Below are 14,051 nucleotides of genomic sequence, written 5' to 3'. Positions count from 1 at the left end.
CAAAGAGAATATTGTCTCGTTCAACCATTTATTTTTACTATTAGATTCTGATAAGTTAGTCTTTACCATAGATTTTCGCTGTAGGCGACGCCCCCTGCCGAGGCCAACAGGATGTTGGTCACGAAGGCATTGCCACACTATGTGGCGCTCTTAGCCTTTGTTCCTCTGTGAGCAAAATGAGACTTCATAACGACGCCTAAGCGGCGGTGAAGGCTCATCGCTCACCCCACGGAAAGCGTCCGCCCTGCAGCGAAAATCCCAGCGAACACTTTATTCAACGCACTACCACGCAGTATCCCTATATCGCGTTCGATACAAAAAATGGCATACCTTATTCCTAAAGTATAAAAAAACGCAAGCAGGTAAACGATCCATTTCCCTGCTTGCGTTTTCACTTTTATTTCAACAATCCTTCTTTTAAATCATTATGCCATTTCGAAAGCATCGGTAAATCTGATTCTGCAATTGTTCCCGCTTCTTTCGCAGCGTTTGTCAATGCATTATAATTCGTTAAGCTCACAAAAGAAATGCCTGCTTCTTTAAAAGCTTGCTCTGCTTTCGGAAGTCCATATGTAAAAATGCTAACAACCCCTAGTACTTCAAAGCCTTCTTTTTGAAGTGCTTCTACGGCAACTAGGCTGCTTCCGCCAGTAGAGATTAAATCTTCAATAACAACTACTTTTTGTCCTTGGACGATTTTACCTTCGATTTGATTGCCACGACCATGTTCTTTTGCTTTAGAACGAACATACATCATTGGAAGTTCAAGTACATCACTCACCCAAGCTGCATGTGGGATTCCTGCTGTTGCCGTTCCAGCTACCGCTTCTGTTGCTGGGAAGTTTTTTTCAATGGCTTCGGCTAATCCCTGTGCAATTTCTTTTCGTATCGTTGGAGACGACATCGTGATGCGGTTATCACAGTAAATGGGTGATTTAATACCGGAAGCCCATGTGAAAGGATCATTTGGTTTTAATTCAACTGCTCCTACTTCGAGCAACGCTTTTGCGATGGAGTTTTCTAATGTCATGCGTGTTCCTCCCACATTTTTAATATGTTTTTATAAGCTTGTACTTGGTTTTCTGCTTTTGTAATCGCGCGTCCTACGACGATATGTGAAGCACCTAATAGTCTTGCGTTATTTGGGGTCGCTACACGGATTTGATCGTGTGCCTCTCCTTCTGCTAAGCGAATACCTGGTGTTACTCGCAAAAATTCATCGCCGCATACTTCCACAATTTTCTTCGCTTCGAGAACGGAGCTGACGACACCGTCTAGTCCAGCACTTTTTGCTAATTTTGCGTAGTGAACAACAGATGCATCGATCGTTGTTTCGATCAGTTGCTCTTCTTGCATTTGTTTCTCAGAAGTGGACGTTAGCTGTGTTACACCGATAATAGATGGTCTTTTATTGCCCGCAGTTGTACCAGCTTCTAATCCTTCTCGAGCAGCAATCATCATTGCCGCTCCACCAGCAGCATGAACATTGACTAAATCAGCACCTAATCGTGCCAGTCCTTTCATCGCCTGCCCGACTGTATTTGGAATGTCATGTAATTTCAAATCAAGAAATACATCATGTCCCATTTCTTTCAGCTTATAGACGATCGATGGACCCTCTTGCAAATAAAGCTCCATCCCTACTTTAACGAATAACGATTCTTCAAATGGAGTTAAAAATTGATATACATCTTCGGCTGAAGCAAAATCTAACGCAATAATTGGGCTATTTTTCATAATCGATGACTCCTTCCAACTAACTCTGTAACCGTTTCAAATCCTAGTTCATCTAATTTTTCTGGAAGCTGTTCGATCAAATTTGGACATACAAATGGATCGACAAAGTTCGCCGTGCCTATAGCAACCGCACTTGCTCCTGCTGATAAGAAGTCGATCACGTCGTCAATTGTCGAAATACCGCCCATTCCTATAATTGGGATAGATACTTGTTTTGCCACATCATACACCATACGTAGAGCAACTGGTTTAATCGCTGGTCCAGATAATCCGCCTGTTACGTTCGCTATTACTGGTCTACCTGTTTTCGTATCTAAACGAATGCCAAGCAGCGTGTTAATCATCGTAATTCCGTCTGCTCCGCCTGCTTCTACCGCTTTTGCGATATCATTTACATTTGTCACATTCGGGGAAAGTTTTACATATACCGGCACAGATGATACTTCTTTCACAGCCCGAGTTAATTCTTCTGCAACTACCGGATCTGTTCCAAAAGTAATACCACCTTGCTTCACATTTGGACAAGAGATATTTAACTCCAGTGCATGCACATTAGGTGCTTGTGAAATGCTTTTCGCAACTGCAACATAGTCTTCTGTTAGTGTTCCAGCTACATTTGCGATAATTGGCACATCGTATTGCTCTAACCAAGGAAGTTCATTCTCCATTACTTTCGTTAAACCTGGGTTTTGTAATCCGATAGCATTCAACATCCCGGCAGGTGTTTCTGCTACCCGTGGTGTCGGATTTCCAAGTCGTGTTTCTAATGTCGTTGCTTTAATCATAATTGCACCAAGCTGCGATAGATTATACAATTTTGCATATTCTTTCCCAAAGCCAAAGCACCCAGAAGCCGGCATGATTGGATTTTTCAATGAAAGTCCTGGTAATTCAACCGCTAATCTATTCATACACGAACAACTCCTGACTGAAACACTGGACCATCTGAACAAACTTTTACATAGTCGGCTTCTGTTTTTTCTGTCGTTTCACATACACATGCAAAGCACGCACCAATTCCGCAGCCCATACGCTGTTCGAAAGATAAATACCCTGCTTTTTCCGGATACATCTCTTCAAGAGCTTTAAGCATTGGTGTTGGTCCACAACTGTAGTAAACGGCGAAATCATCTTCAAGTGTTTCTAACACATTTGTAACAAATCCTTTATGACCGTAGCTACCATCTGCTGTTACAATATGCGTTTTTCCAAGCTGTTGGAATTCTCTTTCGTAAAACACAACATCTTTTGATTGGAATCCGAGTACATGTACTGGTTTTACACCTTTTTCTACAAGTCGTTTAGATAACTCATAAAGTGGTGGTACCCCAATTCCTCCTCCTACTAGTAACGCAGTTTGACCTGCTTCTATCTTTTCTATCGGAAACCCATTTCCAAGAGGCCCAAGTACATCGACTTGAGCTCCTGGTTTTTTTTCCGAAAGGAGCGTCGTTCCTCTTCCATCTGCACGGTAAATCATAGTAAACTCTAACGTTTCTTTGTCGATGGATGAAATACTAATCGGTCTTCTCAGCAATGGTTCCATTTGATCAGACACACGTATATGGACAAATTGACCTGGTTGCTTCATATCTAATACTTGTTGCCCAATTAATGTTAACTCAAAAATGTTCGCCGCGATTTGTTGCTGTTTTACGACTTGCATTTGTCCTTGTCTAATCATGAACGAACCTCCTCATGTTTCATTGTTTCTGTGGAAAAAGTCATGGATTCAATGACACGTAGCATTGCTTCAGCTGTATCTAAAGATGTTAAGCATGGAATACCATTTTCAACAGATTCTCTACGAATGCGGAATCCGTCACGTTCTGGTTGCATCCCTTTTGTTAGTGTGTTAATAACAAATTGTGCGTCTCCTTTTTGAATAACATCTAATATTGTCGTACCTTTTGAACCAATTTTATCTACGATATCTACTGGAATGCCTGCTTTTTGAATTGCTTTTGCCGTTCCTTCTGTTGCAATAATACGGAAGCCTATATGATTAAATCGTTTAGCGATTTCTATAGCTTCTTCTTTATCCTTGTCCGAAACTGTCATTAATACGGAACCATAATCTTTTATTTCCATACCAGCTGCTACTAAGCCTTTATATAATGCTTTTTCCAGTGTAATGTCTTTCCCCATTACTTCTCCAGTAGATTTCATCTCTGGTCCGAGCGTAATATCTACTCGACGAAGCTTCGCAAAGCTGAATACTGGTACTTTTACATATACACCTTGTCTATTCGGAGCAAGTCCTGGAGTGTATCCTTGTTCTATGATAGATTGACCTAAAATCGCTTTTGTTGCAATATTCGCCATTGGAATGGAAGTGATTTTACTTAAAAATGGTACTGTACGGCTTGAACGTGGGTTTACTTCAATTACATATACTTCATCTTTTGAGATGACGTATTGGATATTCATTAACCCGACAATTTTTAACCCTTTTGCAAGTCTAGTTGTATAGTCTACAAGCGTATCAATATGCTGCTGTGACAGTTTTTGTGGTGGATATACCGCAATAGAGTCACCAGAGTGAACCCCTGCGCGTTCGATATGCTCCATAATTCCTGGTATTAACACATTCTCTCCATCACAAATTGCATCTACTTCAATTTCCGTACCAGTTAAGTAACGATCGATTAACACTGGCTTTTCTGGACTTGCATCTACTGCATGCTCCATATAGTGTTGAATCTCCTGCTCGTTATAAACGATTTGCATCGCACGTCCCCCAAGGACATAGGAAGGTCTAACTAGAACTGGGTAGCCAATTTCGTTAGCAATTATTACTGCTTCTTCTACTGAAACCGCCGTTTTACCAAGTGGCTGAGGAATATCGATTTCATGTAAAGCAGCTTCAAATTCGTTTCGATTTTCTGCACGGTCAATATCTTCGAGTGTAGTACCTAGAATTTTTACGCCTCTTTCTTCTAAAGCAGCAGCTAGGTTGATCGCTGTTTGTCCACCAAATTGAACGACTACCCCTTTTGGTTGTTCTAAGTCTACAATATGCATTACGTCTTCAACCGTTAATGGTTCGAAGTATAATTTATCTGAGATAGAGAAATCAGTGGAAACTGTTTCAGGGTTGTTGTTTATAATGATTGCTTCATACCCTGCTTCTTTAATAGCCCAAACAGAGTGAACCGTCGCATAGTCGAATTCTACCCCTTGACCGATACGAATCGGACCTGAACCAAGTACGATGACACTTTCTTTTTCTGTGCGGATAGATTCATTTTCTTCTTCATATGTTCCGTAGAAGTATGGAGTTTCTGATTCGAACTCTCCTGCACAAGTATCGACCATTTTATATACTGGTACGATGTTATGTTCTTTCTTGAAATTGTACACTTCGATTTCTTTCACATTCCAATATTTTGCGATTGTTTTATCTGCAAAGCCCATACGTTTTGCTTTGTATAACACTTCTTGATCGAATGGTTTCGCTTGAATCTCTTTTTCGTACTGCACAATATTTTGTAATTTATTTAAGAAAAATAAATCGATTTGGCTCCACTCATGGATTTGTTCTACTGATACTCCTCTGCGAAGTGCTTCACCGATGAAGAATAGGCGCTCATCACCAGCTCGGCGAATACGCTTTTCCATCCACTCATCTGTGATAGATTCAGGATTTTTCATTTCGATATGGAAGTGACCAGTTTCTAGTGAACGAACGGATTTTAAAATAGCTTCTTCAAACGTACGTCCTAGAGACATTACTTCTCCAGTCGCTTTCATTTGTGTACCAAGATTACGTTTAGCAGACTCGAATTTATCGAATGGCCATCTCGGAATCTTCGCCACGATATAATCAAGTGCCGGTTCAAAGCAAGCATATGTTTTTTCAGTAACTGGATTCATCATTTCGTCTAATGAAAGACCTACCGCAATTTTTGCAGCAAGCTTTGCGATTGGGTACCCAGTTGCTTTAGATGCAAGTGCAGATGAACGACTTACTCGTGGGTTCACTTCAATAATATAATAATTGAAGCTATATGGATCGAGTGCTAATTGCACATTACATCCACCTTCAATTTTTAATGCACGAATAATCTTTAAAGAGACATTTCGAAGCATTTGGTTTTCACGGTCTGATAAAGTTTGCGTCGGTGCTACTACGATCGAATCCCCTGTATGAATCCCAACTGCATCGACGTTTTCCATATTACATACTACGATTGCGTTATCCGCAGAGTCGCGCATTACTTCATATTCGATTTCTTTATAGCCTGCGATTGACTTTTCAAGTAAACATTGTGTTACTGGGCTATACTTTAAGCCACTCGTTACGAATTCTACTAAATCTGCATCATTATGGCAAATACCACCTCCTGTTCCACCTAAAGTGAAAGCAGGACGTACGATTACTGGGTATCCAATTCGTTCAACGAATGCTTTTGCCTCAATTATATTATGGATAATATCACTTTCTGGTACTGGCTCTCCAAGTTCATTCATTAAGTTTCGGAATAGATCACGGTCTTCTGCTTTGTGAATTGCTTCTAGCTTCGTACCTAAAATTTCAATGCCTAATTCATCTAAAATACCGGATTCATCCAGCTCAATTGCCATATTCAAGCCTGTTTGGCCACCTAGAGTAGGTAAAATCGCATCAGGTCGTTCTTTGCGAATAATTTTGCTTACAAAAGGTAAAGTAATTGGCTCGATATAAACTTTATCTGCTATTTCTGTATCTGTCATAATCGTTGCAGGATTCGAGTTTACGAGAATTACTCGATAGCCTTCTTCTTTCAATGAAATACAAGCTTGTGTACCAGCATAGTCAAATTCAGCTGCTTGACCGATGACAATTGGTCCAGAACCAATTACTAAAATAGTTTCGATATCTTTACGTTTAGGCATGTGAATTCTCCTTTTTGCTATTAGCATTCATTAATTCGATAAATTGATCAAATAAGTGCTTAGAATCCTCTGGACCTGATGAACCTTCTGGATGGAACTGTACGGAATACACAGGGAACTTTTTATGTTTCACTCCTTCTACAGTACCATCATTTAAAGCGATATGGGTAATTTCCAAATCTGTGTTCTCGATGGAATCTGCATCAATTGAGTAACCATGGTTTTGAGAAGTAAGCTCTGTTCTTCCAGTTTTTAAATCTTTTACTGGATGGTTACCCCCTCGATGCCCGAATTTCAATTTGAATGAAGTTGCACCACTAGCTAAAGAAATTAGCTGATGTCCAAGACATACGCCGAAAATCGGAACTTGACCGATGATTTCTTTTACCATTTCGATTGCTTCAGGAATATCAGTTGGATCCCCAGGGCCATTGGATAACATAACCCCGTCTGGGAACATACCTAAAATTTCTTTTGCAGATGTATTATACGGAACTACAGTAATGTCGCAATCACGTTTATTTAATTCTCTTAAAATGCCGTGTTTCATCCCGAAGTCGACTAATACAACTCTTTTTCCACGGCCAGGACTTGGGTATGGACGAGTGATGGAAACTTGCTGAACGACATTTGTAGGAATAACTGTTGCTTTCAATTTTTCTATTTCTTCCGCTATGTTCACTTCTTCTCCAGCTTTTGTCAGCTTTCCTTTTAAAGAACCATGGTTGCGGATAATTCGTGTCAATTTACGTGTATCAATTCCTTCAATACCTGGAATATTTTTTGCTTCTAAAAATTCATGTAATGTATTTTGGCTTCTAAAATTGGATGGCTGCTCTGCAAGTTCTCTTACAACTACTCCTGAAAGTGCAAGATCAATAGATTCAAAATCTTCCGGGTTCACCCCGTAGTTACCGACCATTGGATAGGTAAATGTTAATATTTGACCACAATTCGATGGATCCGAAATGGATTCTTGATAGCCAGTCATAGCGGTAGTGAAAATAACTTCCCCGAATGACCCTTCTTCACTTCCAAATGCATTCCCTTTAAAAACTGTTCCATCTTCTAGTAGTAAATATCTCATTTTCATACGTTCCCCTCCTGCCATACGATTTCTCCGTTATAAATAGTTACTTGCGGCCACCCCGCACAAACCCATCCGTCAAACGGTGTGTTTTTCCCTTTTGATAAAAATGATTCTTTATCAATTGCTTGTTCTTTTTCTAAGTCTATTAAAACTAAATCTGCTGGTGCTCCAACTTCTAACTTCCCAAATTCAAAGCCGAAAACGTCAGATGGTTTAGTCGTTAAAGAGTCAAGTAATTGCTGTAAAGTCCATTCTCCCGTTTTGACGAAATGTGTATACAAAAGTGGGAAAGCTGTTTCTAGTCCGACGATACCGAATGGAGCTTTTTCAAAACCATACGCCTTTTCTTCATCTGTATGTGGAGCATGATCTGTTGCTACGAAATCGAGTGTTCCATCTAGTAAACCTTCACGAAGTGCCAACATATCCTCTTTTGCTCGGAGCGGAGGATTCATTTTCCAAATAGCTTCATTGGATGGAATATCATCTTCACAAAGGAGTAAATGGTGAGGACTTACTTCTGCTGTTACATGAACTCCGGCCTTTTTAGCATCTCGTATCACACGCACTGATTCTTTTGTGCTTACATGGCACACATGATAGTGGGCTCCTGCAGCTTCAGCGAGTAGAATATCTCGCGCAATATGTACTGATTCAGAAACGGATGGAATTCCTTTTAATCCTAATTCCTCGTTTCTTTTTCCTTTATGCATTACACCACCGTAAATAAGTGTATTATCTTCACAATGCGCAACAACTGGGATTTTAAATTTCGCCGCTTCCTCCATTGCTTCCAGCATAGTACCTGCTGCTTGTATTCCAACTCCGTCATCCGTTAAAGCAAACGCACCAAGATTTTTTAACTCTTCAATATTTGTTCTTTCTTTTCCAGCCTGACGTATCGTAATCGATGCATATGGTAGCACGCGTACTAGCGCATTTTTCTCTATTAAACCAAGCACATGTGAGAAATTTTCCGCTGTATCAGGTACAGGTCGTGTATTTGGCATGGCACAAATCGTTGTATATCCACCTTTAGCGGCTGCTTTTGTGCCTGTTTCTATTGTTTCTTTCTGCTCACCACCTGGCTCACGTAAATGGACATGAACATCGATAAATCCAGGTGAGAGAAGCATTCCTTTTCCGTCTATAACATTGGCATGTTCAGCTGTTACATTTGTTCCGATTTCTGCTATTTTTCCTTCTTTGATGACAACCGAAGTTTTTTCGAAATCTCCTGCATTGTTAACTATTTGAACGTTTTGAATAATTTTTGTCATGTTATTCTCTCCCTTTCAATATCGTTTCTGTAATTGCCATACGGACGTACACACCATTTTCCATTTGCTTCATAATTCTGGAGCGATCACATTCTACTAATTCACTCGCGATTTCAACGTCTCGATTAAATGGAGCTGGATGCATGATAATCGCGCCATCTTTCATTTTTCGTTCTCTTTCCACAGTTAATCCGAATGCTTGATGATAGTCTTCTTTAGAGAATATCCCATTTTCCTTATGTCTTTCATGTTGTACTCGAAGCATCATCATTACATCACTAGATTCAATTACTTCATCGAAATCTTGAAGGCATTCGAACTCTCCTTGCCATTCTGTCGGGCAAACTAATTGCACTTTTGCTCCAAGTCTAGATAGGGCATCTGCGTTTGATCTTGCAACTCGACTATGTGCTATATCTCCAACTATTGTGATAACTTTATCTTGTAATGTCCCAAATTCTTCCCAAATCGTGAAGATGTCTAAGAGGCTTTGAGTTGGATGGTTTCCAGTCCCGTCTCCTCCATTAATGATAGCTACTTTCGTTTTTCCTATTAACTCTTCAAAAAAGTTGTTTTGTTCATGTCTTATTACTAAAGCATCTATTCCTATTGCTTCTAAAACTTTCACTGTATCGTATAGCGTCTCACCTTTTAATGTACTTGAAAAGCCTGAATCGAAAGGGAGTACATTTAGCTGTAATTTACGTTCCGCCATTTCAAAACTCATTTTCGTTCGAGTACTTGGTTCAAAAAATAAATTTGCCATTGTATAGTTGTTTTTCAATGTGGAGGTAGCACCATCTCGAAAATCCTCTGCTCTTTTTAAAATTGCTGTTATTTGTTCCACCGATAAATCTTTCATTGATACTAAGTTTTCCATGTAAATCCTCCTCTTTTCTATAAAAAAAACTTCTTGAAAAGTCTCAAGAAGGTTCGTTTAAGCATAGACAAGGAAAGGAATCTCTTAGTGAAGTCCCAACCAATCTATCCGAACCTTTTGCTGACTCTCTGTTCAACTTTTAAAAGGTTACCTATTCTGTTGTATTTAAGTTCGGTGTTTCCGCTTCTTTTCTTCCTGGTAATACCAAATTTAGTATAACCCCAATGATTGCAGCTAGTGCCATTCCTTCTATACTTAATGATTCTGATACGATGAATTTTGCTCCACCGATTCCGATTACTAAGATGACGGACGCAATGACTAAGTTTCTGCTGTTACCAAAGTCTACATTTGCCTCTACTAACATTCGTAAACCACTCGCTGCTATTATTCCGAATAATAGAATGGAAACCCCACCGAGAACGGAAGTTGGGATTGTTGCAATAACAGCCATTGCTTTTCCAAAGAATGATAGTAAGATAGCGATTACTGCTGCACCCATAATGACATATACACTGTACACTCGTGTAATTGCTAGCACACCAATATTTTCGCCATATGTTGTCTTCGGTGGACCACCGATTAATGCGCTGACAAATGTTCCTAAACCATCACCAAGTAATGATCTGTGTAAACCCGGTTCTTTAATATAATCACGATTCACTACTTTTCCAAGCACAAGTTGATGACCAATATGTTCCGAAATCGTGACGATAACAATCGGCACCATGACTAGTAGTATTTTAGAAGTTACTACAAATTCATAATGTACACCCGGTATTAAGAAGTCGGGCAAAGCGAACAGGTTGGCTTCTTTAATCGGTTCAAAACTAACTATTCCAATGATAATGGAGTAAATATAGCCGACTACTAAACCGATCAAAATCGGCATTGTACTTAAAATATTTTTAAAATAGATTGTACAGAAGATTGCAGTAAACAGTGTTACAAGGGCTGCAGAGAAGTGTAGAAAACTATATTCTTTTAAATCTGTCCCTTCGACAGGAATATTCATTGCCATATCTACGGCAGTACCTGCAAGACCAAGCCCGATTACCATAATTACTGGCCCTACTACGATTGCGGGCAATAATTTCATGATCCACTTATATCCACTCTTCCAAATAATAAGAGACACGATTCCGTAAACTAACCCGACGAACATGGCTCCAATCATTGCGTTGCCTGGATCTGTCTTACCATTTGTCGCTATAATAATCGGAGCGATAAACGCAAATGATGATCCCAAGTAGGCAGGGACTTGAAATTTCGTAATTAACAAGAAAATAATTGTCGCTATTCCACTCGTAAGTAGTGCAATAGCAGGGCTTAACCCCACTAGCTGCGGTACTAAAATGGTGGAACCAAACATGGCGAACATATGCTGGAAGCTTAATGTGATCAATTGACCTCCAGATGGTTTTTCATTTACATCTAATACGGTATTTGACATGGATGATTCCTCCCTTTTTCTCCAGATTTATTATTCAAAAATGGTGACTGTATCTAATCCATCTTTTTCTAATACTTTGACAACAATTCGTTCACTGCTAGAAGTCGGGATGTTTTTCCCTACATAATCAGCCCGTATTGGAAGTTCTCTATGCCCTCTGTCTATTAATACAGCAAGTTGGATTTGTGCAGGTCTCCCTAAATCCATTACTGCATCCATCGCTGCTCGAACTGTTCTTCCTGTATATAACACATCGTCGACTAGTATTACTTTTTTCCCCGTCACATCATGTGTTATATCGACTTCTTGAACTAACGGCTCGTCTGTACCATTTTTTAATGATAAGTCATCTCTATATAAGGTTATATCGAGTTCCCCCGTTTTGATTGCTTTACCTTCTATCTGTTCAATTCTTTTTGCAAGTCGTTCTGCCAAAAATGCACCTCTTGTTTTAATCCCAACGAGTATACACTGTTCAATACCTTTGTTTCGTTCGATAATTTCATGTGCAATTCGTGTAAGTGCTCGCTTGATCGATTGTTCGTCTAAAATATTTGCTTTTTCTGCCATTGTTATTCTTTTCCCCCTTTCGGTAATATAAAAAACCTCTTGAGCTATAGATGCCCAAGAGGTTGTGGTTGTATGCGCGCAATTAAATAGGGTGAGGCACACTGAAAAGTCCGCAGACCTATAGTGAGTCACTTTCACATATACCTTCTCAGCCTCTCTGGACTGTTATTAAAGGTGAAGCTATTCGATTTTCTTTTTTCAGTATAATCTACTCGTCTTCTTTTATCAAGGATTGTTTTTTTAAATCTTGAATTAAGTTTTCGAAATCCTCCGGAAGTGGGGAAGAAAACTCCAAATACTCGCCCGTTTTAGGTTGTATAAACCCTAATACTCCTGCGTGTAACACTTGTCCGTTGAAATTAATTGTTTTTTTCGGTCCGTATTTTGGATCTCCAGCTAAAGGATGTCCAATATACTTCATATGCACGCGAATTTGATGTGTTCTTCCCGTTTCCAATTGACACTCTACTAACGTATATTTATTAAAACGTTCTAGTACTCGGAAATGGGTCACTGCATGCTTTCCGTTATCTACTACAGCCATGCTTTGTCTCTCTTTTTTATCACGTCCAATAGGAGCATCAATTGTTCCTTTGTCATGTGGAATATGTCCATGTACAAGTGCCGTGTATTTACGAGTAACTGTTTTCTTTACTAATTGGTCGACTAATGATACATGTGCTACATCATTTTTGGCAACCATTAGTAGTCCAGTCGTATCTTTATCAATACGGTGAACAATTCCTGGACGTAGTACCCCGTTAATACCCGATAGATCTTTCACTTGATACATTAGCCCATTTACAAGTGTACCACTTACATGACCTGGAGCAGGATGAACGACCATTCCACGTGGTTTATATACAACTACAACATCTTCGTCTTCATAGACAATGTGTAAATCTAAGTTTTCCGCAACAATATCAAGTGGAATAGCTTCAGGTGGAGCGACAACAATGACATCTCCTTCTTTTACTTTATAGTTCGATTTTGCAGCTTCGTTATTCACTAACACATGTCCATCTTTTATAAAGTTTTGGATTTGCGTGCGTGACCAATCCGTTTCAAAAGAAGCTATTGCTTTGTCAATTCGCTCTTTTGCTTGTTCTTTTTCTATTACAAATGTTTGTTCTTCCATTACTTCACCTTTTTCTTTTCTGCTCGTTCTTCTTTTAATATGAATATGATTACCATCACAACACCGATTGATAATGCCGCATCCGCAACATTAAAAATAGGAAAGTCATAATTTATGATTGGTATTAATACATCGGCAAAATCGACTACTTCTCTTCTCCATAGACGATCGATAAAATTTCCTATTGCACCGCCTAGTAGCATCATTAATCCAGCTTGAAATATCGGCTTACCTTTTGCTTCTTTATGAAAATAATAAATAATCCCGATAATAACGATAATCGTAATTATGGTAAATAAACCAAATTGACCTTGTAGCATTCCCCATGCCGCTCCACGATTTCGATGAGAGAGTAATGCAAAATAAGGGTCCAATATAGGTATACGTTCACCTAGTTCCATATTTTTAACAATTAACCATTTAGTCCACTGATCAAGGGCAATAACAATTGCCGCTAGTCCATAAAATTTCCACACATCAAATTCCCCCGATTTAAAAGAATCTCTCCTAGTTTACCATACAATATAACATTTCGTAAAAAAACAGAATAAGAAAGTAGCAATCATTATTAACGGATAGCTCGCGCAGTATAGGGATAATGCGTTGTATAAAGTGTCCGCTGTGATTTTCGCTGTAGACGGACACTTTCCGCTGGGTAAGCGATGAGCCTTCACCGCCGCTTAGGCGGACGCCTGAGAAGTCTCATTATGCTCACAGAGGAACAAAGGCTAAGAGCGCCACATCGTGTGGCAATGCCTTCGAGGCCAACATCCTGTTGGCCTCAACCGGAGTAACCACCTGCTGCAAAAATAAAGAGAAAATGCTTACTTATTCAGTCGCAACTCGCAAAAAACAAAATTTCTGCAGTATTTCGTCTCGGTGAATCCAATAAATGGCTTAGGGCAATCAATTAATTATTGAAAGCAACCAAATCCGCATGAGAGCAACCAAATTGCCAGTGAAAGCAACCAATCCTTAAAATAGCAAGTTAACTTGGATTGAGACGACAAACTGAGATGCATTAT

The 14,051-nt window shown here is 39.4% G+C and carries 12 protein-coding genes; all 12 read right to left on the bottom strand.

The annotated features are described in order from the left end of the window. Positions 1–397: 397 nt before the first annotated feature. Complete coding sequence (pyrE, locus tag FG383_RS19735) at positions 398–1,030, bottom strand: orotate phosphoribosyltransferase (RefSeq protein ID WP_142609281.1); 633 nt, start codon at positions 1,028–1,030, stop codon at positions 398–400. Then, entirely contained in the window at positions 1,027–1,737 is a 711-nt protein-coding gene (pyrF, locus tag FG383_RS19730; protein ID WP_142609279.1) for an orotidine-5'-phosphate decarboxylase, read from the bottom strand. Before pyrF ends, pyrE begins: the two co-directional genes overlap by 4 nt. Then, positions 1,734–2,648 carry a dihydroorotate dehydrogenase gene (locus FG383_RS19725; RefSeq protein WP_142609277.1) on the bottom strand — a complete coding sequence of 305 codons (915 nt, stop codon included), beginning with the start codon at positions 2,646–2,648 and terminating at the stop codon, positions 1,734–1,736. The genes pyrF and FG383_RS19725 overlap by 4 nt, the downstream gene beginning before the upstream one ends. Next, positions 2,645–3,421, bottom strand: coding sequence for a dihydroorotate dehydrogenase electron transfer subunit (locus tag FG383_RS19720; protein WP_142609275.1), 777 nt, complete (start codon positions 3,419–3,421; stop codon positions 2,645–2,647). Before FG383_RS19720 ends, FG383_RS19725 begins: the two co-directional genes overlap by 4 nt. Next, positions 3,418–6,615, bottom strand: a complete 3,198-nt coding sequence (gene carB, locus FG383_RS19715; RefSeq protein ID WP_142609273.1) for a carbamoyl-phosphate synthase large subunit — start codon at positions 6,613–6,615, stop codon at positions 3,418–3,420. Before carB ends, FG383_RS19720 begins: the two co-directional genes overlap by 4 nt. Further along, the gene (locus FG383_RS19710; protein WP_142609271.1) at positions 6,608–7,708 is read right to left on the bottom strand and encodes a carbamoyl phosphate synthase small subunit; all 1,101 of its coding nucleotides are present in this window, start codon (positions 7,706–7,708) and stop codon (positions 6,608–6,610) included. Before FG383_RS19710 ends, carB begins: the two co-directional genes overlap by 8 nt. Beyond that, positions 7,705–8,985, bottom strand: coding sequence for a dihydroorotase (locus tag FG383_RS19705; protein ID WP_142609269.1), 1,281 nt, complete (start codon positions 8,983–8,985; stop codon positions 7,705–7,707). The genes FG383_RS19710 and FG383_RS19705 overlap by 4 nt, the downstream gene beginning before the upstream one ends. Before the next feature lies 1 nt (position 8,986). Then, positions 8,987–9,865, bottom strand: coding sequence for an aspartate carbamoyltransferase catalytic subunit (locus FG383_RS19700; RefSeq protein WP_142609267.1), 879 nt, complete (start codon positions 9,863–9,865; stop codon positions 8,987–8,989). Positions 9,866–10,016: 151 nt separating this feature from the next. Continuing rightward, positions 10,017–11,318: a solute carrier family 23 protein gene (locus FG383_RS19695; RefSeq protein WP_142609265.1), complete on the bottom strand. Its 1,302-nt coding sequence runs from the start codon at positions 11,316–11,318 to the stop codon at positions 10,017–10,019. Positions 11,319–11,348: 30 nt separating this feature from the next. Then, a complete protein-coding gene (gene pyrR / locus FG383_RS19690; protein WP_142609263.1) occupies positions 11,349–11,888 on the bottom strand; it encodes a bifunctional pyr operon transcriptional regulator/uracil phosphoribosyltransferase PyrR in 540 nt (179 codons plus the stop codon). 208 nt (positions 11,889–12,096) lie between these two features. Further along, positions 12,097–13,026, bottom strand: coding sequence for an RluA family pseudouridine synthase (locus tag FG383_RS19685; RefSeq protein WP_142609261.1), 930 nt, complete (start codon positions 13,024–13,026; stop codon positions 12,097–12,099). Continuing rightward, a complete protein-coding gene (lspA, locus tag FG383_RS19680; RefSeq protein WP_142609259.1) occupies positions 13,026–13,502 on the bottom strand; it encodes a signal peptidase II in 477 nt (158 codons plus the stop codon). Before lspA ends, FG383_RS19685 begins: the two co-directional genes overlap by 1 nt. Positions 13,503–14,051 lie beyond the last annotated feature (549 nt).

Source organism: Psychrobacillus soli (genome assembly GCF_006861775.1).
Taxonomy (GTDB): Bacteria; Bacillota; Bacilli; order Bacillales_A; family Planococcaceae; genus Psychrobacillus; species Psychrobacillus soli.
This window is presented reverse-complemented; position numbering and strand designations above follow the sequence as displayed.